The following is a 22,124-nucleotide window of genomic DNA, read 5'->3' as shown; positions in this document are numbered from 1 at the left end:
CGGTGGAGTCATCGCCGATCATCGCCCCCAGCATCCTGGCCGCGGACTTCGCGCATCTCGCCACCTCGGTGCACAACATCGAGGGCGCCGCGGACTGGGTGCACGTGGATGTCATGGACAACCATTTCGTCCCGAATCTGACCATCGGTCTGCCCGTCGTGCAGAGCCTGCGCAAGGCCACCTCGATCCCGTTCGACGTGCACCTGATGATCACGGATCCGGAGCGCTGGGCGCCCGGATATGCCGAGGCCGGTGCGTACAACGTCACGTTCCACGCGGAGGCCTGCGAAAATCCGGTGTCGCTGGCCAAGACGCTGCGGGCGGCCGGGGCCAAGGCCGGTCTGGCCATCGACCGCGACACGCCGGTCGAGCCCTATCTCGAGCTCCTGCCCTATGTGGACACGCTGCTGATCATGACGATCAAGGCCGGGTTCGGCGGGCAGAAGTTCATGCCGGAGATGCTGGAGAAGGTGCGTGACGTGCGCCGCCGGATCAAGGCCAAGGATCTCCAGGTACGCCTGGAGGTCGACGGTGGCATCGCCGCGGACACGATCGAGCAGGCCGCCGAGGCCGGTGCCGACGCGTTCGTCGCGGGCACCGCGGTCTACGGCGCCGAGGATCCCGCCGAGGCCATCCGCAAGCTGCGGGCCCTCGCCGAGCGCGCCATGGCGCCCGCATGAGCACCGGGGTGATCCGGCACAAGGTCGACGCGACGGCGGCGGAGCCGGAGGAGAAGCCCGACCTGATCCTGGTCGTCGACGACGACGAGGACATCGCCAGTTTTGTCGCCTTCAACCTCAAGGTGCACGGTTTCGAGGTGATGCGGGCCCGCGACGGCCAGCACGCCCTCGAGGTGATGGAGACCCGGCGCCCCGATCTTGCGGTTGTCGACTGGATGATGCCGAACATGAACGGCGTCGAGCTGACCCGCCGGCTGCGGGCCGAGCCGCTGACCTCGGCGCTGCCGGTGATCATGCTGACCGCCAAGGGGATGACCGTCGACAAGGTGGTAGGGCTGACCGCCGGTGTCGACGACTACCTGGTCAAGCCGTTCGACACCGCGGAGCTGATCGCCCGGGTCTCCTCGACCCTGCGGCGCAACAAGGAGTTCCGCGAGGTCTCGCCGCTGACCGGCCTGCCCGGCAACGCCCGGGTGCGCCGCGAGATCGTGGACCGGATGAAGACCGGCAAGGACTTCGCGGTCGGCTACATCGACATCGACCGGTTCAAGAGCGTCAACGACGTGTACGGCTTCGACCGTGGCGACGAGTTCATCACCGCCCTGGCGGGCAGCCTGCACCGGGCGGTCGCGGCCACCGGGCGCCCGCCGGTCTTCCTCGGCCACATCGGTGGTGACGACTTCGTCTTCATCTGCCAGCCCGAGCAGGTGCTGCCGCTGACCAAGCGCACGGTGACCGACTTCGAGACCGTCGCCGACCAGCTCTACGACGAGGAGGACGCCCGCCGGGGGTACATCGAGGTGCCCGATCGGCGTGGCAACAAGCAGCGGGCCGCCCTGGTGACCCTCTCGATCGGCGTCGCGCAGGCCACCGTCGAGGGCCGCCGCTTCGACGACGCCCGTGAGGTGGTCGCGGTGGCCTCCGAGATGAAAAAGGTCGCCAAGAGTCAGCCGGGCTCGTTCGTGGCGATCGACCGGCGCCGGGCGGACTCCGAGGATCCCGAGGACCCGTCGTCCGCGGGCATGGGTTTGTGACCTGGATCGCCCGGGAGGTGGCAACCCGCGATCTGCGTGCAAGACTCATGGGTGACCCACCACGCGCTGGCGGGACTCGGTGAAATTCCGAACCGGCGGTGATGCCCTGCTCCGGCAGAGCTAAGCCCGCGACCCGGACGTCGGCACCACGACGGACGGTGGACCTGGTGAGACTCCAGGGCCGACGGTAGGACGGACGGCTGCGAGGCCGATCGTCCTGACAGTCCGGATGGGAGACAGCGCGCGGGAGCAGGATGAGGGCTCGTTGCGGCGTGCTCTCACCGGGGCGGCGCGAAGCGTCCCCTCATGTCCTGTTGCCGCACCTTCCTCCCCTTCTTCCAGCGCGTGTCCGCACCGCGCATGGAAGAAGGACGCAGATGGTCACCGACGACGAGGCGATGGGCCGCGCGATCGCGCTCGCCGCCCGGGGCCTCGGCACCACCAGCCCCAACCCGGTCGTCGGCTGTCTGCTGCTCAGCGCGGACGGCGAGATCGTCGGTGAGGGCTTCCACGCGTACGCCGGAGGGCCGCACGCCGAGATCGTGGCGCTGGCCCAGGCCGGCGAACGCGCCCGGGGCGGCACCGCGGTCGTCACGCTGGAGCCGTGCAACCACACCGGCCGCACCGGCCCCTGCGCGCAGGCGCTGATCAACGCCGGCATCACCCGCGTGGTCATCGCCGTCGACGACCCCACGCCGGTCGCGGCCGGGGGAGCGGCGACCCTGCGCGGCTCCGGGGTGCAGGTCGAGACCGGGATCCGCCGCCAGGAGGCCGAGGACGGCAACGTCGCCTGGCTGACCGCGGTGCGCCGCGGCCGCCCGTACGTGACCTGGAAGTACGCCGCGACGCTGGACGGGCGTTCCGCCGCCGCGGACGGCACCAGCCAGTGGATCACCTCGCCGACCTCCCGCACCGACGTGCACAAGCTGCGCAGCACCGTCGACGCGATCGTCGCCGGTGTCGGCACCGTCATCGCCGACGACCCCCAGCTCACGGTCCGCGACCTGCGCGACGGCAGCCTGGCGATCAAGCAGCCGTGGCGGGTCGTCGTGGACTCCTCCGGGCGTACGCCGAAAACGGCCCGCGTGCGCGATCAGGCCGCACCGACCTGGATCGCGACGGCGGCCGAGGTCGGGGCCGGCCCCGACGGTCACGTCGACCTCGCCGCCCTGCTCACCGAGCTCTACACGCGCGGCGTCCGGGCCGTGCTCCTGGAGGGCGGCCCCACGCTGGCCGGGGGCTTCCTCGCGGCCGGCCTGGTCGACAAGATCGTCGGCTACATCGCCCCCAAGCTCCTCGGCGCCGGTCAGCCCTCGCTGGTCGGCGCCGGTGTCACCACCATCGCCGAGGCCCTGGAGCTGGACGTCAGCGACATCACGCAGATCGGTCCCGACCTGCGCTTCACCGCATCGCTCCGGCAGAAGGAGAACTGATGTTCACCGGAATCGTCGAGGAACTGGGTGAGGTCGTGCGCCTCACCGACGCCGGGGGCGACTCGGCGGTGCTCGCCGTGCGCGGGCCCGTCGTCACGTCCGACGCCCGTCACGGCGACTCGATCTCGGTCAACGGCGTCTGCCTGACCGTCATCGACAACGTCGACGGTGTCTTCACCGCCGACGTGATGGGTGAGAGCCTGCGGCGCTCCTCACTGGGTGTGCTCAAGGCCGGCAGCCAGGTCAACCTCGAACGCGCCGCGACCGTCGGGACGCGGCTCGGCGGGCACCTCGTGCAGGGCCACGTCGACGGGGTCGGCGCGGTCATCGCGCGCGAGCCCGCCGACGAGTGGGAGGTGCTGCGGTTCTCGCTGCCGCCCGAGCTGGCCCGGTACGTCGTGGAGAAGGGCTCGATCACCGTCGACGGTGTCTCGCTGACCGTCATGGAGGTCACCGCCGACTCGTTCAGCGTCGGGCTCATCCCGACCACCCTGAAACTCACCGTCCTCGGTGCCAAGTCCGTCGGCGACCCCGTGAACCTCGAGGTCGACGTGATCGCCAAGTACGTCGAGAAGATGCTGGGAGATCGCCATGTCGGTTGAGATCGAACGGGCCATCAAGGACATCGCTGCGGGCCGGCCCGTCATCGTGGTGGACGACGAGGACCGCGAGAACGAGGGCGACCTGATCTTCGCGGCCGAGTTCGCCACGCCCGAGCTGGTCGCGTTCATGGTCCGGTACACCTCCGGGTACATCTGCGTGCCGTTGCCCGAGGAGGAGGCCGACCGTCTCGACCTCCCGCCGATGTTCCACACCAACCAGGACCGCCGGGGTACGGCGTACGCCGTGACCGTCGACGCCCGTGAGGGCATCAGCACCGGGATCTCGGCGGCTGACCGGGCGCACACGATCCGGTTGCTCGCGGGCGCCGACACCCAGCCGACCGACCTGTCGCGCCCGGGCCACGTCGTGCCGCTGCGCGCCAAGGCCGGCGGGGTGCTGCGCCGCCCGGGTCACACCGAGGCCGCCATCGACCTGTCGGTGCTCGCGGGTCTGCGCCCGGCGGGTGTGCTCTGCGAGATGATCAACGACGACGGCACCATGATGCGGATGCCCGACCTGGAGAAGTTCGCGGCCGAGCACGACCTGGCGCTGATCAGCATCGCCGACCTGATCGCGTACAGGCGGCACCACGAGTCGCAGGTCGAGCGGGTCGTCGAGACCCGGCTGCCGACCGAGCACGGCGACTTCACGGCGGTCGGCTACCGCACCGACGTGGTCGGCGCCGAGCACGTGGCGCTGGTCTTCGGTGAGCTCGGCGACGGCGAGGACGTGCTGGTCCGCGTCCACTCGGAGTGCCTCACCGGTGACGTCTTCGGCTCGGTGCGCTGCGACTGCGGCCCGCAGCTCGACGCCGCCCTGCAGCGGGTGGCCGAGGTGGGGCGCGGCGTGGTGCTCTACATGCGGGGGCACGAGGGGCGTGGCATCGGCCTGTTGCACAAGCTGCAGGCGTACCAGCTGCAGGACCGCGGCCTGGACACCGTGGACGCGAACCTCGAGCTGGGCCTGCCCGCCGATGCCCGTGACTACGGCACCGGGGCGCAGATCCTCTACGACCTGGGTGTGCGCTCGATGCGGCTGCTCACCAACAACCCGGCCAAGCGGGCGGGCCTGGAGGGCTACGGCCTGACCATCACCGGCCGGGAGGCGCTGCCCGTGCGCCTGCACCCCGAGAACGTCCGTTACCTGCGGACGAAGCGGGACCGCATGGGCCACCTGTTCGAGGCGCTGGGCTGATTCCCCGGCGCCGCGACGGCGACCGGGCGCAAACTTAGTCAAAAGGGGGCAACACATGGCCGGTTTCGGGGATCCGCACCTGGGCACCGTCGACGCCGCCGGGCTCAAGCTCGGCATCGTCGGCTCACGCTGGCACGCCGACCTGGTCGACCACATGGTCGAGCGGGCGCAGGCGGCCGCCAAGGCGTGCGGTGTCGACGACGTGATCGTGGCCCGCGTCGCGGGCTCGGTCGAGCTGCCGATCGTCGCCCAGGCCCTGGCCAAGCGCTGCGACGCGGTCGTGGCGCTCGGCGTGGTGATCCGCGGCGAGACCGCGCACTTCGATTACGTCAACGACTCCGTGACGGCCGGTCTGACCCGGGTCGCCCTGGACGAGCAGACCCCGGTCGCGCACGGCGTGCTGACGGTCGAGAGCCTGGGCCAGGCCAAGGACCGCGCCGGCCTGGAGGACTCGATCGAGGACAAGGGCTGGCAGTCCACGGTCGCGGTCCTCGACGCCGTCCTGGCAATCCGCGATCTGGGCAAGTAATCGACGGGGTCCTCTCCTCCCGGGTGCTGGAATACACTGCGGAGCCTCGGGTGGAGAGGGATGTGATGGCAGAGATTCTGAGCGGCAGGCGCTGGTTCCGGACGGCCGCCGCGGTGCTCACCGTCGGTGTCCTGGCCGCCTGTGACAGCGGCAGCGAGGCCAGCCCCGGCGTGATCGCCACCAGCACGGCCTCCAGCGCGCCCAAGGGTGCGCCGGATCTCGGTGCGGGCGAGGAGCTGGCGCACGGCATCGACGTGCCGTGGGGCATGACGTTCCTGCCGGACGGCGACGCGCTGATCGCCGAGCGGGACTCCGCGCGGGTGCTGCGGCTCAAGCCCGGCAGTGGTGAAGCGCGGGAGGTCTACAAGGTCCCGGGTGTGGTGGCCAGCGGTGAGGGCGGCCTGCTCGGGCTCGCGGTCTCGCCGAAGTTCGCCGAGGACAACCTCGTCTACGCCTACTTCACCGCCGAGAACGACAACCGCATCGCGCGCTTCGAGCTCGACGGTGACGGCGCGCCCGAGGTGATCTTCGACGGGATCGCCAAGGCGACCTACCACAACGGCGGGCGGATCGCGTTCGGGCCGGACGGGATGCTCTACGCCGGGACAGGCGACGCCGGTGAGAAGCCGCGCTCGCAGGACCCGGCCAGCCCCAACGGCAAGATCCTGCGGCTGACACCGGACGGCAAGCCCGCGTCCGGGGACTCGCCGGTCTATTCGCTGGGCCACCGCAACGTGCAGGGTCTCGCCTGGGACTCCAGCGGCCGGATGTTCGCCACCGAGTTCGGGCAGAACGAGCTCGACGAGGTCAACCTGATCCAGCAGGGCCGCAACTACGGCTGGCCCGAGGTCGAGGGTGAGGGCGACACCGACGGTGGCCGCTACACCAACCCGCTGGTCACCTGGGCCACCAAGGACGCCTCACCGTCCGGGATGGCGATCTCCGGCACCACCGCCTACGTGGCGGCACTGCGCGGGCAGCGGCTCTGGACCATCCCGCTCGACGGCGAGAAGGCCGGCGAGCCCAAGGCCGAGTTCAAGGAGAAGTACGGCCGCCTGCGGACCGTCCAGATCGCCCCGGACGGCGCCCTCTGGCTCACCACGTCGAACACCGACCGCGGCAAGAAGCTCCACGAGGGCGACGACCGCGTGCTGCGATTCCCCGCGAGTTAGAGCCGCCCGGCCTCGATGATGCGGGCCAGGAACTGCCGGGTCCGGGCCTCGGTGGGCTCACCGAGGACCTGGGCCGGCGGTCCCGCCTCCAGCACGCGGCCGCCGTCGAGGAAGACGACCTGATCGGCCACCTGGCGGGCGAAGCCCATCTCGTGGGTGGCGAGGACCATGGTCATGCCCTCGTCCTTGAGACCGCGGATCATCGTCAGCACCTCGCCGACCAGCTCCGGGTCCAGGGCCGAGGTGACCTCGTCGAGCAGCAGCAGGCGCGGATTGTTGACCAGCGCCCGCACGATGGCGACCCGCTGCTGCTGACCGCCGGAGAGCCGGTCGGGATAACTGTCGGCCTTGTCGGCCAGACCGACCCGGGTCAGCCACTCCATGGCCTGGTCCCTGATCTCCGCGGCCGCCCTCTTGTGTACGCGGGCAGGCGCCAGCGTGATGTTCTTCAGCACGGTCATGTGCGGGAACAGGTTGTACGACTGGAACACCATGCCGATGCGGCGGCGTACGACGTCGGGGTTCACCCGCGGGTCGGTGATGTCCTCGCCGTCGAGCCGGATCGTGCCGTCGTCGATGCCGGTGAGCAGGTTGACGCACCGCAGCAGCGTCGACTTGCCCGAGCCGGACGCGCCGATCAGCGCGATGACCTGGTGCTCGCCGACCTCCAGCGACAGGTCGTCGAGCACGACATTGGTCCCGAAGGTCTTCCGGACGTTCTCGCAGGACAGCAGCATCAGGACCCCGCGGACTGACGGCGGGCCGCGCGCAGCGTGACCCAGTCGGTGACACCGATCAGCGGCAGTGCGAGCAGCACGAACAGCACCCCCGCCACGATGTACGGCGTGTAGTTGGCGTCCTGGGCGACGCCGATCTGCGCGGCGCGGACGGCGTCGATCGGACCGGCCAGCGACACCAGTCCGACGTCCTTCTGCAGCGCCACGGTGTCGTTGAGCAGCGGCGGCGCCACGCGGCGGATCGCCTGCGGCAGCACGACGTGCCGCATCGTCTGGCGGTAGGTGAGCCCCAGTGACCGCGCGGCCGCCAGCTGGCTCGGGTGCACGGACTCGATGCCGGCCCGGAACACCTCCGCCAGGTACGCCCCATAGGTGATGATCAGCGCCGCCCCGCCCAGCACGAGGACACCCGGGGTGCCCTGCAGCCGCAGACCGGGCACGCCGAAGGCCATCAGGTAGATCACGATGATCAGGGGCAGGCCGCGGAACGTGTACGTGTAGCCCGTGGCCAGCGCGCGTACCGGGAAGAAGACCGGGCCGCGCAGGGTCCGCAGCGTGGCGATGAGCAGGCCCAGCCCGAGGGCCAGGACCGCGCAGACGACCAGGAGCCGGACGTTGAGCCAGAGACCTTCGAGGATCTCCGGCAGCCACTCGACGGCGACGTCGGGGCTGAAGAACGACAGCTTGACCCTGTCCCAGCCGGGCGCGCCGGTGACCGCGACGGCCAGCAGCACGCCGACGACCGCGGTGGAGAGCGCCGCGAGCAGCACGGAACGGATCGTCTGCCGTCGCCGGTAGGCGGTCCGCCCGCGCTGGATCTCGGAAGGCTGGTGGAACTCGGTGCTCACGAGAGTTCGGGAGCCCCGCCCGTGCTGGCCAGCCACTGCTTCTCCAGCACCGCGAGGGTGCCGTCCTGGCGCAGCTGGTCCACGGCCTGGGTGACACACCCGGTCAGCGGCGAATCCAGGTCCAGGACCAGGCCGAACTGCTCGGGTACGCCGACCTGCGGCAACTGGCCCACGATCACGCCGTTGTCCAGCTCGGCCGCCGTCATGTAGAACGCGGTCGGCAGGTCCACCACGATGCCGTCGACCGTGCCGTTGACCAGGGCCGCCTTGGCGTCGTCGTTGTTGTTGTAGACCTGGGCCTTGGCGTCGGGCTTGATGATCTCGTTGACGGCCTGGTAGCTCGTGGTGCCGACCTGCGCGCCGAGCTTGGCCGACTTGAGCTCGGCGAGCGTCTTCGCACCGGCGATCTTCGAACCCTTGGTCGTGATGACCGTCTGCCGGACCAGGTAGTACGGCGAGGAGAAGTCCACGGCCTTCTTGCGCTCGGGCGTGATCGAGAACTGGTTGATGTCGAAGTCGAACGTCTTCGGGCCCGGCGCGATGGCGTTGTTGAACGTCACCTGCGCCCAGACGACGTTCTGCGCCGGATAACCCAGGCGCTCGGCGACCTGGTACGCCACCGCGGACTCGAAGCCCTGCCCGTTGTTCGGCTTGTTGTCCTTGAACCACGGCTCGTAGGCCGGGTTGTCGGTGCCGATCGTGAGCTTCCCGGCCGTCTGCGTGTCGAGCGCACCGGTCGCACAGGCGGCACCGGACGGGGAGGCGGACGCGCCGGCCGAGGGGCCCGACTCGTCGGCGGGCGCGCAGCCGGCGAGGGCGGTGAGGAGCACGGCGGCGCTGCTCAGCGCCGCGAGGGTGTTTCTGCTGACCATGGACGCGAGCCTAAGCCACGTTCCCGCCGAAGGGGCCGTCCGTAGCTGTCCCGTGATGAGCTGCAACAATCGTCTCCCGTGAAGACGTTCGAAGAGTTGTTCGCCGAGTTGCAGGCGAAGGCGGTGGAGCGGCCCGAGGGCTCGTCCACCGTCGTGGCGCTGGACCGGGGCGTGCACTTCATCGGGAAAAAGGTCGTCGAAGAGGCCGCCGAGTCGTGGATGGCGGCCGAGCACGAGGGCCCCGAACGAGCCGCCGAGGAGATCTCGCAGCTGCTCTACCAGGCACAAGTCCTGATGATCGCCACCGGGCTCGAGCTCGAGGACGTGTACCGACATCTCTGACGTGCCCTCCGCCTCAATCGAAACCGATCGAAGGAGCACGTCGATGCTGCGCATCGCCATTCCCAACAAAGGCACCCTGTCCGCGCCGGCCTCCCAGATGCTCAAGGACGCCGGATATCGCCAGCGCACGGACCCCAAGGACCTCCTCTGCCGTGACGAGGCCAACAACGTCGAGTTCTTCTACCTGCGCCCGCGCGACATCGCCACGTACGTGGGCTCGGGTGATCTTGATCTCGGTATCACCGGCCGGGACCTGCTCGTCGACTCCGGCGTCCCGGCGCAGGAGGTCCTCGACCTGGCCTTCGGCGGGGCGACGTTCCGCTGGGCCGCGCCCGCCGGCACGCTGACGTCGGCCGACGAGATCGGGGGGCGGCGCATCGCCACCGCCTATCCCGGGGTGGTCGAGCGCTACCTGAGCGAGCACAAGCTCGAGGCCGACGTGGTGCGGCTCGACGGCGCGGTCGAGAACGCCGTCCGGCTCGGCGTCGCCGACCTGATCGCCGACGTGGTGGAGACCGGCACGACACTGCGCCAGGCGGGCCTGGTCACCTTGGGCGATCCGATCCTGCGCAGCTCGGCGATCCTGATCGGGCGCGAGGCCGCCGGCGAGACCGGTCCGGCGGCGCAGCTGGTCCGGCGTCTGCAGGGTGTACTGGTCGCCCGCAGTTTTGTGATGCTCGCGTACGACGTGCGGGCCGACCTGCTGGACCAGGCGACCGCGCTGACCCCGGGCATCGAGTCGCCGACCGTCTCGCCGCTGCACCGCGAGGGCTGGGTCGCCGTCCAGGCCATGGTCCGGCGCAGCGACACCCACAAGATCATGGACGCCCTGTACGACCTCGGTGCGCGCGCAATTCTCGTCACTGACATCTCGAACTGCCGATTGTGAGCGTGGCACAGTGGTTGATGTGACTTCGACCCAGGCGCCCGTGGTGTTCCGGCCTCGCCGCATCCGGTGGGTGGCCGGGTTCTCCGCGGCCGCCGTGGTGGTGCTGTTCACCGTGCTCAGCTTCGGCCTGCACGGCTCGACCGGCGACACGATGGGCCAGTTCCGGCGCGGTGACCAGAGCGCGATGATCGGGCTCGGTGTGCTCATCGGCCTGGGGATCCTCGCCTTCACCCGCCCGCGGGTGATCGCGGACGCCGACGGTGTGCAGGTCCGCAACGTGATCGGCGGCTACGAGCTGCCCTGGGGGTCGATCCGCGCGGTGCGCTTCGACCGCAACTCGCCCTGGGCGTCGCTGGAGATGCTCGACGACGACACGGTGCCCGTCCACGCGCTGCAGGCGGCCGACAAGGAGTACGCCGTGGAGGGTGTTCGTGCACTTCGCGCCCTGCATTCGGCCGCCACGGCGTGAGCTGCTAAACTTTTCCGGTAGTCGACCACGCCCACGTACCTGTGGGCGCGAAAGAGGAGCCCGCTGGCTCCCACCCGTCACTTCTGGTGATCGGGTCCGGTCAACCTCCCGGGGAATATCCCCGGCGTGGTGTGCGTCCTCATGGACGCCGATGACCGGTCGAGCGGGCCCTGGCATTCGTGCCGGGGCCTTCTGCTTTCCTTGTCGCCCGCAGGTGCGGGTCGAGAGGGCCGACCGAACATTGGCTGAATGTAGATCGTTCTGAGGAGGCCCCATCAGCGTCGAACCACGCGTGAACGAGCAGATCCGGGCGAGGGAAGTCCGACTGGTCGGCCCTGAGGGTGAGCAGGTGGGCATCGTCCCGCTCGAGCGCGCCCTGCAGCTGGCCGCGGATGTCGACCTGGACCTGGTCGAGGTAGCGCCGATGGCGCGCCCGCCGGTGTGCAAGCTCATGGACTTCGGAAAGTTCAAGTACGAGAGTGCACTCAAGGCGCGCGAAGCCCGGCGTAACCAGCAACAGACCGTCATCAAGGAAATGAAGCTCCGGCCGAAGATCGACCCGCACGACTACGAGACCAAAAAGGGTCACGTGGTCCGGTTCCTCAAGGCGGGCGACAAGGTCAAGGTGACGATCATGTTCCGCGGTCGCGAGCAGAGCCGCCCCGAGCTGGGTTTCCGGCTCCTGCGCAGGCTCAGCGAAGAGATCTCGGAGCTGGGCTTCGTCGAGGCCAGTCCCAAGCAGGACGGCCGTAACATGATCATGGTTTTGGCTCCCCACCGGGCGACCAAGGCAGCCGCGGCAGCGACGATCGCCGCCAACGCGCGCCCGCCCCGGGAACCGCGCGAGGGCGATGGTGCCGAGGCACCGCCGGCCGCCGCCGACACCACCGCAGAGTAATCAGAAAGAGGCGTTCCAAGTGCCGAAGATGAAGAGCCACACCGGCATGGGCAAGCGGGTGAAGGTCACCGGCGGAGGCAAGATCGTTCGGGAGAAGGCCGGCAAGCGCCACCTCCTGGAGGGCAAGTCCTCTCACGTCACCCGCCGGATGACCGGCACGGTCGTCGTGGCCAAGGCCGACACCAAGCGAGTCAAGAAGATGCTGGGCCGCTGACGCGCGCGCCACTCACGTTCCCCTGTTAGGAGTACCGAAATGGCACGCGTCAAGCGGGCAGTAAACGCCCAGAAGAAGCGCCGTACGCTGCTGGAGACCGCCAGCGGCTACCGCGGACAGCGCTCGCGGCTGTACCGCAAGGCCAAGGAGCAGGTGCTGCACTCGATGCAGTACGCGTACCGCGACCGCCGTGACCGCAAGGGCGACTTCCGCCAGCTGTGGATCACGCGCATCAACGCGGGCGCACGGGCCAACGGCCTGACCTACAACCGCCTGATCCAGGGTCTCAAGCTGGCCGGCGTCGAGGTGGACCGCAAGATCCTGGCCGACATGGCCGTCAACGACGCCGCTTCGTTCACGGCGATCGTCGAGATCGCGCGGGCCGCTGTGGCGGCCGAGGGCACCGGCGGCGCCGCCGCCCAGGCTGCCTGATCTTCTTGTGACGAGGCGTCTCCCGGACACCGGGAGGCGCCTCGCTGCTGTTCCCGACCCGGAGGACACGTGACCTTCTCAGCCCGTACCCCCCGGGTCGTCGCCGCCCGGCGCCTGCAACGGCGCCGCGACCGCGACCAGACGGGCCGCTTCCTGGCCGAGGGACCCCAGGCCGTGCGGTCCGCCCTGGCCGCGGGAGTCGTCCTGGAGCTTTTCGGTACGGACACAGCCCTGTCCCGCCACGCCGACCTCGCAGCCCAGGCACCCCTGGTGTCCCCGGTGACCGATGACGGCCTGGAGGCGCTGGCCGAGACGGTCCAGCCACAGGGCCTGGTGGCGGTGTGCGAGCAGGTCGACGTGCCGCTGACCGAGGCCCTGTCCAAGGCGCCGCGGCTGGTGGCCGTGGCCGTCGAGATCCGCGACCCGGGCAACGCCGGCACGGTCCTGCGCACCGCCGACGCGGCCGGCGCCGGTGCGGTGATCTTCGCGGGTGATGCCGTGGACCCGTACAACGGCAAGTGCGTGCGGGCGTCCGCGGGCAGCCTGTTCAACGTCGACGTGGTGCAGGCGCCGCTGCAGGTGGTCGACCAGTTGCGCGACTTCGGCCTGCAGGTCCTGGCCACCACGGGCAAGGGCGACGCCGGCCTCGACGAGTTGCTCGACGACGGCGCGCTGGCGCAGCCGACCGCCTGGCTCTTCGGCTCCGAGGCCCACGGTCTGCCCGAGCACCTGCTGAAGGCGGCCGACAAGCGCGTCCGCATCCCGATCTACGGCGGCGCCGAAAGCCTCAACCTCGCCGCCGCAGCCGCCGTCTGCCTCTACGCCTCAGCCCGCGCCCAGCGCTGACGGTCCGCTCCTGCAGCCTCGGGCCCGGCGCGGCAGCTGCCTCGAGCCCGGGTAATCACGCACCTGGCAGGGTGGGCTGCCGAAGGCTGGGCCCGCCCGGTCCCCGGCGGGAGCGACGGTCGTGCCGCCGACGAACCCGGGACAATGGATTTGTGTTTGGCGGTATGCTCTTTTGCATGCGTCGAGTGCCCATGTTTATGCAGCCCGCTGGTCGCGGGCGCTGACACTCCTCTGCGCTGACTCCTGACCGGCGGGCTGCGGCTCAGCCGCGCCTCCGTACACTGCCCGATGGCTCATCCGGTGTGAGGGAGTTCGCCCGACCATGTCCTACCGCAACGATCCGTACGATCCGAAGCAGGCCGTCCTGCTCGCCCCCGAGGCTCTCGAGTCGGCTGTGGCCGACGCCGAGAAGGCTTTCGCCGCGGCGTCCGATCTCGACGCGCTCGGCGCGCTGAAGCCCGCGCACCTCGGCGACCGGTCCCCGGTGTCGCTGGCGCGGCGTGAGATCGGCTCGCTGCCGCCGCACGCGAAGTCCGAGGCCGGCAAGCGTGTCAACATCGCCCGGCAGTCGGTGCAGGGTGCGTTCGACGCGCGCCTGGCCGAGCTCGAGCTGGAGCGGGCCGCCCGTGTCCTGGTCGAGGAGCGTGTCGACGTCTCCCTGCCCTGGGACCGCGCCCCGCGGGGTGCGCGGCATCCGCTGACCACGCTGATGGAGCACATGGGCGACCTGTTCGTCGGCATGGGCTACGACGTGGTCGAGAGCCCCGAGCTCGAACTCGAATGGGCGAACTTCGACGCGCTCAACATCGGCGCGGACCACCCGGCGCGGGGCCTGATGGACACGTTCCACGTGGACCTGCCCGGTCTGGTGATGCGCACGCACACGTCGCCGGGCCAGGTGCGCACGATGATGACGCGGCAGCCGCCGATCCACGTCATCTGCCCCGGCCGGGTCTACCGCACCGATGACCTCGACGCCACGCACACCCCGGTGTTCCACCAGATCGAGGGTCTGGTCGTCGACGAGGGCATCACGATGGCCCACCTCAAGGGCACCCTCGACCACTTCGCCAAGGCGATGTTCGGACCCGACGCCCGGACCCGCTGGCGGCCGCACTACTTCCCGTTCACCGAGCCGTCGGCCGAGTTCGACGTGTGGTTCGAGGAGCACCGCGACGGCCCGCGCTGGGTCGAGTGGGGTGGCTGCGGCATGGTCAACCCGCGGGTGCTCACCGCCTGCGGCATCGACCCGGAGCGGTACTCGGGCTTCGCCTTCGGCATGGGCGTCGAGCGGACGCTGATGTTCCGCAACGGCGTGAGCGACATGCACGACATGGTGGAGGGTGACGTCCGGTTCACCCGCAACTTCGGTATGGCGGTCTGATCATGAAGTTGTCTCTGTCCTGGCTCCGCGAGTACGTGGAGCTGCCGGCGGGTGTGTCCGCCGACGACCTCGAACGCAAGCTGGTCGACCTCGGCATCGAGGTCGAGTCGATCGTCGACCAGGCCGCCACGATCAAGGGTGACCTGGTCGTCGGCCGGGTCCTCGAGATCGAGGAGCTGACCGGTTTCAAGAAGCCGATCCGGTTCACCCGGGTGGACGTCGGTGGCGCCGCGCCGCAGGAGATCGTCTGCGGTGCCCGCAACTTCGAGGTCGGCGACCTGGTCGTTGTCATCCTCCCCGGCGGTGAGCTGCCCGGCGGCTTCAAGATCGGTGCGCGCAAGACGTACGGGCGCAACTCCAACGGCATGATCTGCTCCGCCGCCGAGCTGGGCCTCAGCGGTGACCACTCGGGCATCGTCGTGCTCCCGCCGGACTCGTCGCCGACGGGCGTCGACGCGCGCCCGATCGTCGGCCTCGACGACGTGGTGCTCGACCTCGAGATCACCCCCGACCGCGGGTACGAGATGAGCGTCCGGGGCATCGCGCGCGAGCTGTCGTACGCGTACACGTCGGCGTACACGGATCCGGGTGTCCGCGAGGTGCCCGGTGCGACCGCCGAGGTGCCGTACCCCATCCGGCTCGACGACACGGTCGGCTGTGACCGCTTCTCCGCACGGGTCGTCCGCGGGATCGACCCGTCGGCGCCGTCACCGGAGTGGATGCAGCGCCGGCTGATCACCGCCGGTGTGCGCACGATCTCCCTGGCCGTCGACATCACCAACTACGTGATGCTCGAGCTGGGCCAGCCCATGCACGTGTTCGACCTGAACCTGCTGCACGGCGGCCTGGTCGTACGCCGCGCCCGGCCGGGGGAGAAGCTGACCACCCTGGACGGTGTCGCCCGTGTCCTGGACGCCGAGGACATGGTCATCTGCGACGACTCCGGCCCGATCTCGCTCGCCGCGGTCATGGGTGGCGAGACCAGCGAGGTCCAGCCGGACACCGTCGACGTGCTGCTCGAGGCCGCCCACTGGGACCCGGTGATGGTCGGCCGCACGGCCCGCCGCCACAAGCTCTTCAGTGAGGCCGCCAAGCGCTGGGAGCGGGGTGTCGACCCGCAGCTGACGCTGGTCGCCCTCGACCGGGCCGTCGAACTGCTCACCGGGCATGCCGGCGGCACGGTCGACGAGCGTGTCCTCGACCTCGACCACGTGGCCGCCCCGGCCCCGATCCTGCTGCCGGCCTCGCTGCCGACACGCCGCATCGGTGTCGCCTACGACACCGAGCAGGTCACGGCCCTGCTGAGCCAGATCGGCTGCTCGGTGCGCGGTGTCGAGCCGCTGGAGGTCACACCGCCGTCCTGGCGCCCGGACCTGCAGGCCCCGATCGACCTGGTCGAGGAGGTCGCCCGCCTCGGCGGCTTCGACGCCATCCCGAGCATCCTCCCGCCGGCCCGCGGCAGCGGCGGCCTCACCCCCGAGCAGCGCCGCCGGCGTCTGATCGGCCGGGCCATGGCCGAGAACGGCTACGTCGAGGTCCTGTCGTACCCGTTTGTCGCCCCCGGCGCGGCGGACGCGTTCGGCCTGCCCGCGGACGACCCGCGCCGCAGTGCCGTACGCCTGACCAACCCGATCTCCGAGCAGGAACCGCTGCTGCGCACGTCGCTGCTGCCACCACTGCTGGGAACCCTCAAGCGCAACCTCGGCCGCGGCGACCGCGACCTGGCGCTCTACGAGACGGGCACGGTCTTCCTCCCGCACCTGACGGCCACCGCGCCGCCGGTGCTCGGTGTGGACCGCGGCCCCACCGAGGAGGAATGGTCGGCGGCCAACGCCATCGTCCCGGAACAGCCGTGGCACCTCGCCACGGTCCTGACCGGCGAGATCGCCCCGGCCGGCTGGTGGGGCGCAGGCCGCACCGCCACCTGGTCCGACGCGATCGAGGCCGCCCGCATCGCCCTCGCCGCGGCGGGCATGACCCCGGACCGCGTCACGGTCCGCGCGGCCGACCACGCCCCCTGGCACCCCGGCCGCTGCGCCGCGATCGAGGTCGACAACAAGGTCATCGGGTACGCGGGAGAGCTCCACCCCGGCGTCATCTCGTCCCTGGAACTCCCGAAGCGCACCTGCGCCATGGAGATCGACCTCGACGCCGTACCCCTGCCCCCGGTGACCCAGGCCGTCCACATCTCCACCTTCCCCCCGGCGCTGATCGACGTGGCCCTGGTCGTCGACGCCACGGTCCCGGCCGCGGAGGTCGAGGCCGCACTGGTCGCGGGAGCGGGCGACCTGCTGGAAGCGGTCCGCCTGTTCGACGTGTACACGTCGGACCAGGTGGGCGAGGGAAAGAAGAGCCTGGCCTACAAGCTCACCTTCCGCGCCCCGGACCGCACCCTGACGGTCGAGGAAGCGGTAGCGGCCCGCGACGCAGCGGTGTCGCTGGCCTCGTCCCGCATGGGAGCCACCCTCCGCGGCGCCTGACCCGAACGAACAGCAACGGCCAGGTCCTCTCGACGAAGAGGACCTGGCCGTTTGTCGTTGCTTTCTCAGACCAGCTCGACCGGGGTGCCGGAGCGGGGGAAGTTGAAGAGTTCGGCGGCGTTGCCGCCGCGGGACAGGAGTTCGAAGCAGGTGCGGCGGCCGGTGGTGGTCGGCCAGCCGGAGCTGCCCGGGGCGAAGGACAGCGCGCCCGACGGGACCGCGAACACCCCGTCGCTGACCACGGCTTCGGCCTCGGCGTCACCGATGCGGACGCGGACCTTGGTGCCGGTCGGGGCCGGGGGCTCGTACCAGCTGGTTTTGAGGTTGCCGTAGCCGTCGGTGTAGATGACCGACCGCGACGGTGGTGGCGGGACGGTGAGTTGCTCGCCGAGCAGCGAGTCGTCGCCGGCGATGAGGCCGGCGACGGCTGCGGGGAAGACGTCTCGGGAGCGGAACTGCGAGCCCGCGTCGGCGACCTTCACGGCGTACAGGGGGATGTTCTCGGCGGCGAGGAACGACAGGCTGGCGCCGGATCCGACGGCGACGACCAGGACGCCGGAGGGCAGGCGGGCGGCGGCCAGGCGCTCGCCGGCGTTGTCCTCGCGGGGCTGATCCTCGTCCTGGCGGGGTGCGACGTTGGCGTAGATCACGCGGTCGGCCGGGCCCGCGCCGAAGGCCAGCTGGGCCACGCAGAAGCCGGCGCTCACCGTGTCGAAGGCGGGCACCGGCAGGGGCGACACGTCAGCTTGCGGGACCAGGGCGGCGAACGTCTGGCGGACCTCGGCGAAGGCCAGGTCCCCGGTGCCGTAGTCGGCGACAACCGTGATGAGCATGTCACCAGCCTAGAAGCTCAGTCGATCGTGTGGCCGCCGTTCACGGTGAGGCGCTCGCCGGTCATGAAGCGGGCCGCGTCGCTGGCCACGAAGGCGACCACGTCGGCGATGTCCTCGGGCCGGCCGAGCCGGCCCAGGGGGACGTCGCGTACGTAGCCGGCGCTGTCCTCGGCGGTCACCTCGCCGTGGCGTTCGACCGGGATCCAGCCGGGTGCCACCACGTTGACCGTGATCCCGTACGCGCCGAGCTCGCGCGCCCACGTGCGGGCCAGACCGATCTGGGCGCCCTTCGCCGCGTTGTACGCCGAAGCGCCGGGCAGCGCGCGCTCGAACGAGTCCGATCCGATGTGCACGAAGCGGCCGGTGCCGAGGCTGCGCATGCCGGGCAGCACCGCCTGGAGCAGCAGCGTCGGGCTCTTCACAAAAAACGTGAGCTGGTCGAGGTGCGCCTGCCAGGTCACGTCCTGCGCCGGCGCGAGCGGTTGTGGTCCGGTCGCGTTGGCCACGACCACCTGCACCGGGCCGAGTTCGGCGGTGACCGCGGCCACCAGCGCGGCGACCTCGGACTCGTCGGTGACGTCGGCCCGGAACGCCGCCGCCCGGCCACCGGCTGCGGTGATCTCGTCGACCACCTTGGCGGCGCCGGCGGGGTCCGAGCGGTAGTTGACCGCGACCGGCCAGCCGTCCGCGCCGAGCCGCCGGGCGATCTGGGCGCCCAGCCCGCGGGAGGCGCCGGTGACCAGCGCGCTGCCGGAGATCGTCACGTCATTCTCCTGTCGTGCCGTCGAGCAGCTCGCGGACGGCGTCGGCGTGGCCCGCGTGCCGGGCCGTTTCGTTGATCAGGTGCAGGAGGACAAAACGGAGATCCGTGTTGTCGCCCCATCGGCACGGCGTGGTGAGATCGTGCAGCTCCCGGACCGCGGCGTCGGTCACCGCGGCCCGCTCACGGTACGCGGTGCAGGCGGCGTCGATCGTCAGCTCCGGGCCCGGTGTGTACTCGTCCTCGGACTTGCCGGCCGGACCACCCAGCATCCCGCCGTCGATCCAGCGCCGCTCGACGTTGGTGAGGTGGTTGACCAGGCCGATCAGCGGCAGGAGTTTGCCGTCGGGGCGCCAGCGGGACTGCTCGTCGGTGATGCCTGCGGCCTTGCGCAGGACGGCCCCGCGCAGGAACGCCAGCCAGCGCAGGTGCAGCTCCAGCTCGTCGGCGGTCCCGTCCGGGAAGTCGCTCACAGGACGCCGCCCACCACCGTCAGCGCCTGGCCGGTGAAGTCGCCGGTCAGCATCGGCATCGCCTGCGCGATCGCGGCCCGGGTCTCCGGCAGCTGCAGCGACGCGGCGTGGTGCTGCTCGCTCTCCCAGATCTCGTTGATCCAGATCAGGTCCGGGTCGTCGTCGGAGACACCCACCGCGTACAGCCGGCAACCGGCGGCCCGCAGGCCGTCCTCGCCGCTGACCAGGATCTTCACGACGTCGTCGCGGTGGCCCGGCTTGGTACGCATGGTGGCGAGGTAACCGAACGGCATGGGAGCCCCTAAGCTCATGGGATGAATCGGCGACCCGGTTATGACGGATCCGGCCCCGGCGACATTACGCCGGACGGTTGTGCCGTGGACTTCTACCGCCGGTTGCCGGTGGGGACCGAGCCGGACGTGATCGCGGCGGCCGTGCCGCCACCGGCGACGCTGCTCGAGCTGGGCTGCGGCGCCGGGCGGATCACCCGGGCCCTGACCGCCCGGGGATACGTCGTGACGGCCGTCGACGAGTCGCAGGAGATGCTCGACGCGGTCGAGGGCTGCCGCACGGTCCGCAGCCGCGCGGAGGATCTGGACCTCGGCGAGACCTTCGACGTGGTGGTGCTTGCGTCGTTCCTGGTGCACGCGGGTGACCCGGCTGTCCGTCAGGCCCTGCTGCGCTCCTGCCTGCGGCACGTGGCCGCGGACGGTCTCGTGCTGATCCAGCGCGAGGGTGAGGGCTGGCACGACATCGTCCCGCGGGAGCGGCCGCTGCTCGACGGCGTCGCGCGCGTGACGGCCTCGACCGACGCCGGCGACGGCGTGCGGTCGGTACACGTCGAGTACGTCTTCCCGGACGCCCACTGGACGCAGACGTTCCTGTCGCGGCCGCTGACGACGGAGCAGTTCGAGCAGGCGCTGGCCGACGCCGGCCTGAAACTGGACCGCTACCTGACCTCCGACGGCACCTGGGTCAGCGCCCGGCCCTGAGGGGTCAGCTCGACGGCTGCGGCGCCGCCACCGGGCTGCGGTGACCGTCGCGGTCGACCGCGCGGACGCCGAAGAAGACGTTGTCCTTCGACAGGTCGATCGTCACCGTGGTGACATCGCCGACCGCCTGCACGTTCGTCCAGTCGGAGGCGGTCGTCTCGCGCCAGACCACCTCGTAACCGGCCAGGTCGGCCGCCGTGGACGGCTGCCAGCGCAGTGTTGTGGCGTTGGTCAGCTGCGTCGTGTCGATCACCACGCCGCGCGGGGTGCCCGGGGCCTGGGCCAATGACCACAGTGCGGCGGCGTTCACCCGGGCGACGCGGGCGATGTAGGCGAAGTCGCAGAACTCGACCAGATCGCCGTACTGCACACCGTCCTCGACGCGGACGTCCTGGTGCTCGTGCGCGAAATTCTCCCGCGGCTCGGTGAAGCGTGCCGCCGGGTAACCGCGGAGCAGGAACGAGATGTGGTCGCTGCCGCGCAGGTAACGGTCCCGGCGCCAGATCACGCGCACCTTCATGCCGGTCTGCGGATTGGCGGCGACGTCCTGCACGAACCGCCCGAGCTGCCGCGACGGCCCGTCGTTCTCACCCCCGACCGACTTGCGCACGTTCGCTTCCGCCGCCGTCTCCGCGGTCGGCACACCCTCGACGAACAGCCGGACGGTACGCGGATCAGCAGCCGTCCCGTCATGGGCGTCACCGGTGCCGACGATGTCGTTGCTGAACATGGCCTGCACGTCGGTGCCCGCGTCCTTGAACCGCTGCGCGAGCTGGTCCGACCCGTAGAGGCCCTGCTCCTCGCCGGCGACTGCGGCGAAGACGATCGTGGCCTCGGTGTGCCGCGTGGCCATCACCCGGGCCAGCTCCATGACCGCCGCCACACCGGACGCGTCGTCGTCGGCGCCGGGAGCGTCGCTGGTCGCGTCCATGACGTCGGTGACCCGGGAGTCGTAGTGGCCGGTGACGACGTACACGCGGCCGGGGTCGGTGTCACCCCGCAACGTGGCGACGATGTTGGTGATCCGGGTCGGCACGGGCACCCGCGGCGACACCGGCTGCACGAACGACTGCAGCTCCACGGTCATCCGCCCACCGGACGCCGCCGCGTACGCGGTGAGCCGCTCGAAGATCCAGTCACGCGCCGCGCCGATGCCCCGCTCGGGGTCGTCCTGCACCGACAGCGTGTGCCGGGTGCCGAAGGCGGCCAGCCGCGTGACGATCGCCCCGATCCGGTGCGGATCGATCTCCCGCAGCAGCGCCCGCAGCTCCCGATCGGGGGTCTGCCCGCGCAGTTCACGGCCGGCGGCCCGGGCGGCACCGGACCCGAGCACCGGCGTCGCGGCGACGGCAGCCGAGGCCGACAGGAACGCGCGTCGCGAGGAGATGGGCTTTTCGCGCTGATCTGTCATACCCCTGCATGCTTGTCCACCGAGGACAAGATGTCCATGCTCATCGATGTCAGATCTCGGCTCTTGACCTCGAGCCGACTTCAGGTTCTACCGTCGGCGCCATGGTCGTGAAGACGTATACGCAGGCAGAGCTCGTGGCGCAGCCGATCGGTTACTGGACGGGTGCGGCGTACCGGGCGGTGGTGGGCCGGATCCGCGCGGACCTGGCGGCCGAGCAGCTGGCTCAGCCGCACTGGTGGATCCTCAACCACGTCGCGGGTGCGCCGGGCACGTGGGACCGCGCCGGTCTGACCGGCAAGCTGGCGCCCTTCGACGACCAGGACACCGACTTCGCCGCGGTCTTCGACAACCTCGAGGATCGCGGCTGGCTCGTCGCGGCCCCGGACGGGACGCTCACGCTGTCGGAGGCGGGGGAGCAGGGCAGACTCCGCGCCCGCACCCGTGGCCGGCACGCCCACGAGCAGATGCACGAGGGCGTCACCCCGGACGAGTACGCGGCCACCCTGACCGTCCTGCGCCGCGTGATCGACAACCTCGGCGGCGACAGCGACCTCCCCTGACACCCGGCTACTCAGCCGCCCCGTGGCACGATGTGCCCG

The 22,124-nt window shown here is 70.7% G+C and carries 26 protein-coding genes and 1 riboswitch; of the genes, 18 read left to right on the top strand and 8 right to left on the bottom strand.

Features of this window, described 5'->3' with window-relative positions; all coding sequences use genetic code 11:
* Positions 1-2 precede the first annotated feature (2 nt).
* The 7 genes from rpe (at position 3) to AFR_RS30650 (ending at position 6,645) form a co-directional block, all read left to right on the top strand.
* Complete coding sequence (gene rpe / locus AFR_RS30680) at positions 3-680, top strand: ribulose-phosphate 3-epimerase (protein WP_023560703.1); 678 nt, start codon at positions 3-5, stop codon at positions 678-680.
* Positions 677-1,714, top strand: a complete 1,038-nt coding sequence (locus tag AFR_RS30675; protein WP_052359514.1) for a GGDEF domain-containing response regulator — start codon at positions 677-679, stop codon at positions 1,712-1,714. Before rpe ends, AFR_RS30675 begins: the two co-directional genes overlap by 4 nt.
* Before the next feature lie 61 nt (positions 1,715-1,775).
* Positions 1,776-1,959: riboswitch (FMN riboswitch) on the top strand.
* Positions 1,960-2,091: 132 nt separating this feature from the next.
* Positions 2,092-3,147 carry a bifunctional diaminohydroxyphosphoribosylaminopyrimidine deaminase/5-amino-6-(5-phosphoribosylamino)uracil reductase RibD gene (gene ribD / locus AFR_RS30670; protein WP_023560701.1) on the top strand — a complete coding sequence of 352 codons (1,056 nt, stop codon included), beginning with the start codon at positions 2,092-2,094 and terminating at the stop codon, positions 3,145-3,147.
* On the top strand, positions 3,147-3,749 hold the full coding sequence (locus tag AFR_RS30665; protein ID WP_023560700.1) for a riboflavin synthase: 603 nt from the start codon (positions 3,147-3,149) through the stop codon (positions 3,747-3,749). Before ribD ends, AFR_RS30665 begins: the two co-directional genes overlap by 1 nt.
* Positions 3,739-4,944 (top strand): bifunctional 3,4-dihydroxy-2-butanone-4-phosphate synthase/GTP cyclohydrolase II, encoded by a 1,206-nt coding sequence (locus tag AFR_RS30660; protein ID WP_023560699.1) that lies wholly within the window; start codon positions 3,739-3,741, stop codon positions 4,942-4,944. Before AFR_RS30665 ends, AFR_RS30660 begins: the two co-directional genes overlap by 11 nt.
* 55 nt (positions 4,945-4,999) lie before the next feature.
* On the top strand, positions 5,000-5,473 hold the full coding sequence (gene ribH, locus AFR_RS30655) for a 6,7-dimethyl-8-ribityllumazine synthase (RefSeq protein WP_023560698.1): 474 nt from the start codon (positions 5,000-5,002) through the stop codon (positions 5,471-5,473).
* 65 nt (positions 5,474-5,538) lie between these two features.
* Positions 5,539-6,645 carry a PQQ-dependent sugar dehydrogenase gene (locus tag AFR_RS30650; RefSeq protein ID WP_023560697.1) on the top strand — a complete coding sequence of 369 codons (1,107 nt, stop codon included), beginning with the start codon at positions 5,539-5,541 and terminating at the stop codon, positions 6,643-6,645.
* Here AFR_RS30650 and AFR_RS30645 read toward each other — a convergent pair.
* The 3 genes from AFR_RS30645 to AFR_RS30635 are packed head-to-tail and all read right to left on the bottom strand — an operon-like array spanning position 6,642 to position 9,102.
* Entirely contained in the window at positions 6,642-7,382 is a 741-nt protein-coding gene (locus AFR_RS30645) for an amino acid ABC transporter ATP-binding protein (RefSeq protein ID WP_023560696.1), read from the bottom strand. The two genes, AFR_RS30650 and AFR_RS30645, sit on opposite strands and share 4 nt — an antisense overlap.
* Positions 7,382-8,230, bottom strand: a complete 849-nt coding sequence (locus AFR_RS30640; protein WP_023560695.1) for an amino acid ABC transporter permease — start codon at positions 8,228-8,230, stop codon at positions 7,382-7,384. Before AFR_RS30640 ends, AFR_RS30645 begins: the two co-directional genes overlap by 1 nt.
* The gene (locus AFR_RS30635; protein WP_023560694.1) at positions 8,227-9,102 is read right to left on the bottom strand and encodes an ABC transporter substrate-binding protein; all 876 of its coding nucleotides are present in this window, start codon (positions 9,100-9,102) and stop codon (positions 8,227-8,229) included. Before AFR_RS30635 ends, AFR_RS30640 begins: the two co-directional genes overlap by 4 nt.
* Positions 9,103-9,180: 78 nt before the next feature.
* Here AFR_RS30635 and AFR_RS30630 point away from each other — a divergent pair, with 78 nt between their 5' ends.
* The 9 genes from AFR_RS30630 (at position 9,181) to pheT (ending at position 17,056) form a co-directional block, all read left to right on the top strand.
* Positions 9,181-9,444 (top strand): phosphoribosyl-ATP diphosphatase, encoded by a 264-nt coding sequence (locus AFR_RS30630; protein ID WP_023560693.1) that lies wholly within the window; start codon positions 9,181-9,183, stop codon positions 9,442-9,444.
* A 43-nt stretch (positions 9,445-9,487) separates the two neighbouring features.
* Complete coding sequence (gene hisG, locus AFR_RS30625; RefSeq protein WP_023560692.1) at positions 9,488-10,333, top strand: ATP phosphoribosyltransferase; 846 nt, start codon at positions 9,488-9,490, stop codon at positions 10,331-10,333.
* Positions 10,334-10,343: 10 nt separating this feature from the next.
* Positions 10,344-10,802: a PH domain-containing protein gene (locus AFR_RS30620; protein ID WP_438829909.1), complete on the top strand. Its 459-nt coding sequence runs from the start codon at positions 10,344-10,346 to the stop codon at positions 10,800-10,802.
* Between the two features lie 292 nt (positions 10,803-11,094).
* Positions 11,095-11,700, top strand: coding sequence for a translation initiation factor IF-3 (gene infC / locus AFR_RS30615; protein WP_023560690.1), 606 nt, complete (start codon positions 11,095-11,097; stop codon positions 11,698-11,700).
* A gap of 19 nt (positions 11,701-11,719) precedes the next feature.
* On the top strand, positions 11,720-11,914 hold the full coding sequence (rpmI, locus tag AFR_RS30610) for a 50S ribosomal protein L35 (protein ID WP_023560689.1): 195 nt from the start codon (positions 11,720-11,722) through the stop codon (positions 11,912-11,914).
* Between the two features lie 39 nt (positions 11,915-11,953).
* Complete coding sequence (gene rplT, locus AFR_RS30605; protein ID WP_023560688.1) at positions 11,954-12,346, top strand: 50S ribosomal protein L20; 393 nt, start codon at positions 11,954-11,956, stop codon at positions 12,344-12,346.
* 69 nt (positions 12,347-12,415) lie between these two features.
* A complete protein-coding gene (locus tag AFR_RS30600) occupies positions 12,416-13,192 on the top strand; it encodes a TrmH family RNA methyltransferase (protein ID WP_023560687.1) in 777 nt (258 codons plus the stop codon).
* A gap of 322 nt (positions 13,193-13,514) precedes the next feature.
* The gene (pheS, locus tag AFR_RS30595; RefSeq protein ID WP_023560686.1) at positions 13,515-14,576 is read left to right on the top strand and encodes a phenylalanine--tRNA ligase subunit alpha; all 1,062 of its coding nucleotides are present in this window, start codon (positions 13,515-13,517) and stop codon (positions 14,574-14,576) included.
* Between the two features lie 2 nt (positions 14,577-14,578).
* The gene (gene pheT / locus AFR_RS30590; protein ID WP_023560685.1) at positions 14,579-17,056 is read left to right on the top strand and encodes a phenylalanine--tRNA ligase subunit beta; all 2,478 of its coding nucleotides are present in this window, start codon (positions 14,579-14,581) and stop codon (positions 17,054-17,056) included.
* Positions 17,057-17,121: 65 nt separating this feature from the next.
* Here pheT and AFR_RS30585 read toward each other — a convergent pair whose 3' ends face one another.
* Genes AFR_RS30585 through AFR_RS30570 form a run of 4 tightly spaced genes read right to left on the bottom strand, consistent with a single transcriptional unit; the run spans position 17,122 to position 19,415 of the window.
* Positions 17,122-17,889, bottom strand: coding sequence for an SAM-dependent chlorinase/fluorinase (locus tag AFR_RS30585; protein ID WP_023560684.1), 768 nt, complete (start codon positions 17,887-17,889; stop codon positions 17,122-17,124).
* Positions 17,890-17,906: 17 nt separating this feature from the next.
* Positions 17,907-18,653 (bottom strand): SDR family oxidoreductase, encoded by a 747-nt coding sequence (locus tag AFR_RS30580; RefSeq protein WP_023560683.1) that lies wholly within the window; start codon positions 18,651-18,653, stop codon positions 17,907-17,909.
* 1 nt (position 18,654) lies between these two features.
* A complete protein-coding gene (locus AFR_RS30575; RefSeq protein WP_023560682.1) occupies positions 18,655-19,122 on the bottom strand; it encodes a mycothiol transferase in 468 nt (155 codons plus the stop codon).
* The gene (locus tag AFR_RS30570) at positions 19,119-19,415 is read right to left on the bottom strand and encodes a putative quinol monooxygenase (RefSeq protein ID WP_023560681.1); all 297 of its coding nucleotides are present in this window, start codon (positions 19,413-19,415) and stop codon (positions 19,119-19,121) included. Before AFR_RS30570 ends, AFR_RS30575 begins: the two co-directional genes overlap by 4 nt.
* A gap of 21 nt (positions 19,416-19,436) precedes the next feature.
* Here AFR_RS30570 and AFR_RS30565 point away from each other — a divergent pair, with 21 nt between their 5' ends.
* On the top strand, positions 19,437-20,114 hold the full coding sequence (locus AFR_RS30565) for a class I SAM-dependent methyltransferase (RefSeq protein ID WP_041841262.1): 678 nt from the start codon (positions 19,437-19,439) through the stop codon (positions 20,112-20,114).
* Between the two features lie 4 nt (positions 20,115-20,118).
* Here the strand turns inward: AFR_RS30565 and AFR_RS30560 are convergent, their stop codons facing one another.
* A complete protein-coding gene (locus tag AFR_RS30560; protein ID WP_023560679.1) occupies positions 20,119-21,525 on the bottom strand; it encodes a M20/M25/M40 family metallo-hydrolase in 1,407 nt (468 codons plus the stop codon).
* 101 nt (positions 21,526-21,626) lie between these two features.
* Between AFR_RS30560 and AFR_RS30555 the strand changes: the two genes are divergently transcribed.
* Positions 21,627-22,085, top strand: coding sequence for a MarR family winged helix-turn-helix transcriptional regulator (locus AFR_RS30555; protein WP_023560678.1), 459 nt, complete (start codon positions 21,627-21,629; stop codon positions 22,083-22,085).
* The last annotated feature ends 39 nt before the right edge of the window (positions 22,086-22,124 follow it).

This window comes from Amorphoplanes friuliensis DSM 7358, assembly GCF_000494755.1.
In the GTDB taxonomy this organism is placed as follows: domain Bacteria; phylum Actinomycetota; class Actinomycetes; order Mycobacteriales; family Micromonosporaceae; genus Actinoplanes; species Actinoplanes friuliensis.
This window is presented reverse-complemented; position numbering and strand designations above follow the sequence as displayed.

Bases quoted from the DNA above. Each gene is read 5' to 3' on its own strand.
- AFR_RS30675 (WP_052359514.1), top strand. From the start codon at position 677: ATGAGCACCGGGGTGATCCGGCACAAGGTCGACGCGACGGCGGCGGAG.
- AFR_RS30635 (WP_023560694.1), bottom strand. From the start codon at position 9,102: ATGGTCAGCAGAAACACCCTCGCGGCGCTGAGCAGCGCCGCCGTGCTC.
- pheT (WP_023560685.1), top strand. From the start codon at position 14,579: ATGAAGTTGTCTCTGTCCTGGCTCCGCGAGTACGTGGAGCTGCCGGCG.
- ribD (WP_023560701.1), top strand. From the start codon at position 2,092: ATGGTCACCGACGACGAGGCGATGGGCCGCGCGATCGCGCTCGCCGCC.
- AFR_RS30560 (WP_023560679.1), bottom strand. From the start codon at position 21,525: ATGACAGATCAGCGCGAAAAGCCCATCTCCTCGCGACGCGCGTTCCTG.
- ribH (WP_023560698.1), top strand. From the start codon at position 5,000: ATGGCCGGTTTCGGGGATCCGCACCTGGGCACCGTCGACGCCGCCGGG.
- hisG (WP_023560692.1), top strand. From the start codon at position 9,488: ATGCTGCGCATCGCCATTCCCAACAAAGGCACCCTGTCCGCGCCGGCC.
- AFR_RS30645 (WP_023560696.1), bottom strand. From the start codon at position 7,382: ATGCTGCTGTCCTGCGAGAACGTCCGGAAGACCTTCGGGACCAATGTC.
- pheS (WP_023560686.1), top strand. From the start codon at position 13,515: ATGTCCTACCGCAACGATCCGTACGATCCGAAGCAGGCCGTCCTGCTC.
- AFR_RS30650 (WP_023560697.1), top strand. From the start codon at position 5,539: ATGGCAGAGATTCTGAGCGGCAGGCGCTGGTTCCGGACGGCCGCCGCG.
- AFR_RS30570 (WP_023560681.1), bottom strand. From the start codon at position 19,415: ATGCCGTTCGGTTACCTCGCCACCATGCGTACCAAGCCGGGCCACCGC.
- AFR_RS30585 (WP_023560684.1), bottom strand. From the start codon at position 17,889: ATGCTCATCACGGTTGTCGCCGACTACGGCACCGGGGACCTGGCCTTC.
- rplT (WP_023560688.1), top strand. From the start codon at position 11,954: ATGGCACGCGTCAAGCGGGCAGTAAACGCCCAGAAGAAGCGCCGTACG.
- AFR_RS30665 (WP_023560700.1), top strand. From the start codon at position 3,147: ATGTTCACCGGAATCGTCGAGGAACTGGGTGAGGTCGTGCGCCTCACC.
- AFR_RS30660 (WP_023560699.1), top strand. From the start codon at position 3,739: ATGTCGGTTGAGATCGAACGGGCCATCAAGGACATCGCTGCGGGCCGG.
- AFR_RS30565 (WP_041841262.1), top strand. From the start codon at position 19,437: ATGAATCGGCGACCCGGTTATGACGGATCCGGCCCCGGCGACATTACG.
- AFR_RS30555 (WP_023560678.1), top strand. From the start codon at position 21,627: ATGGTCGTGAAGACGTATACGCAGGCAGAGCTCGTGGCGCAGCCGATC.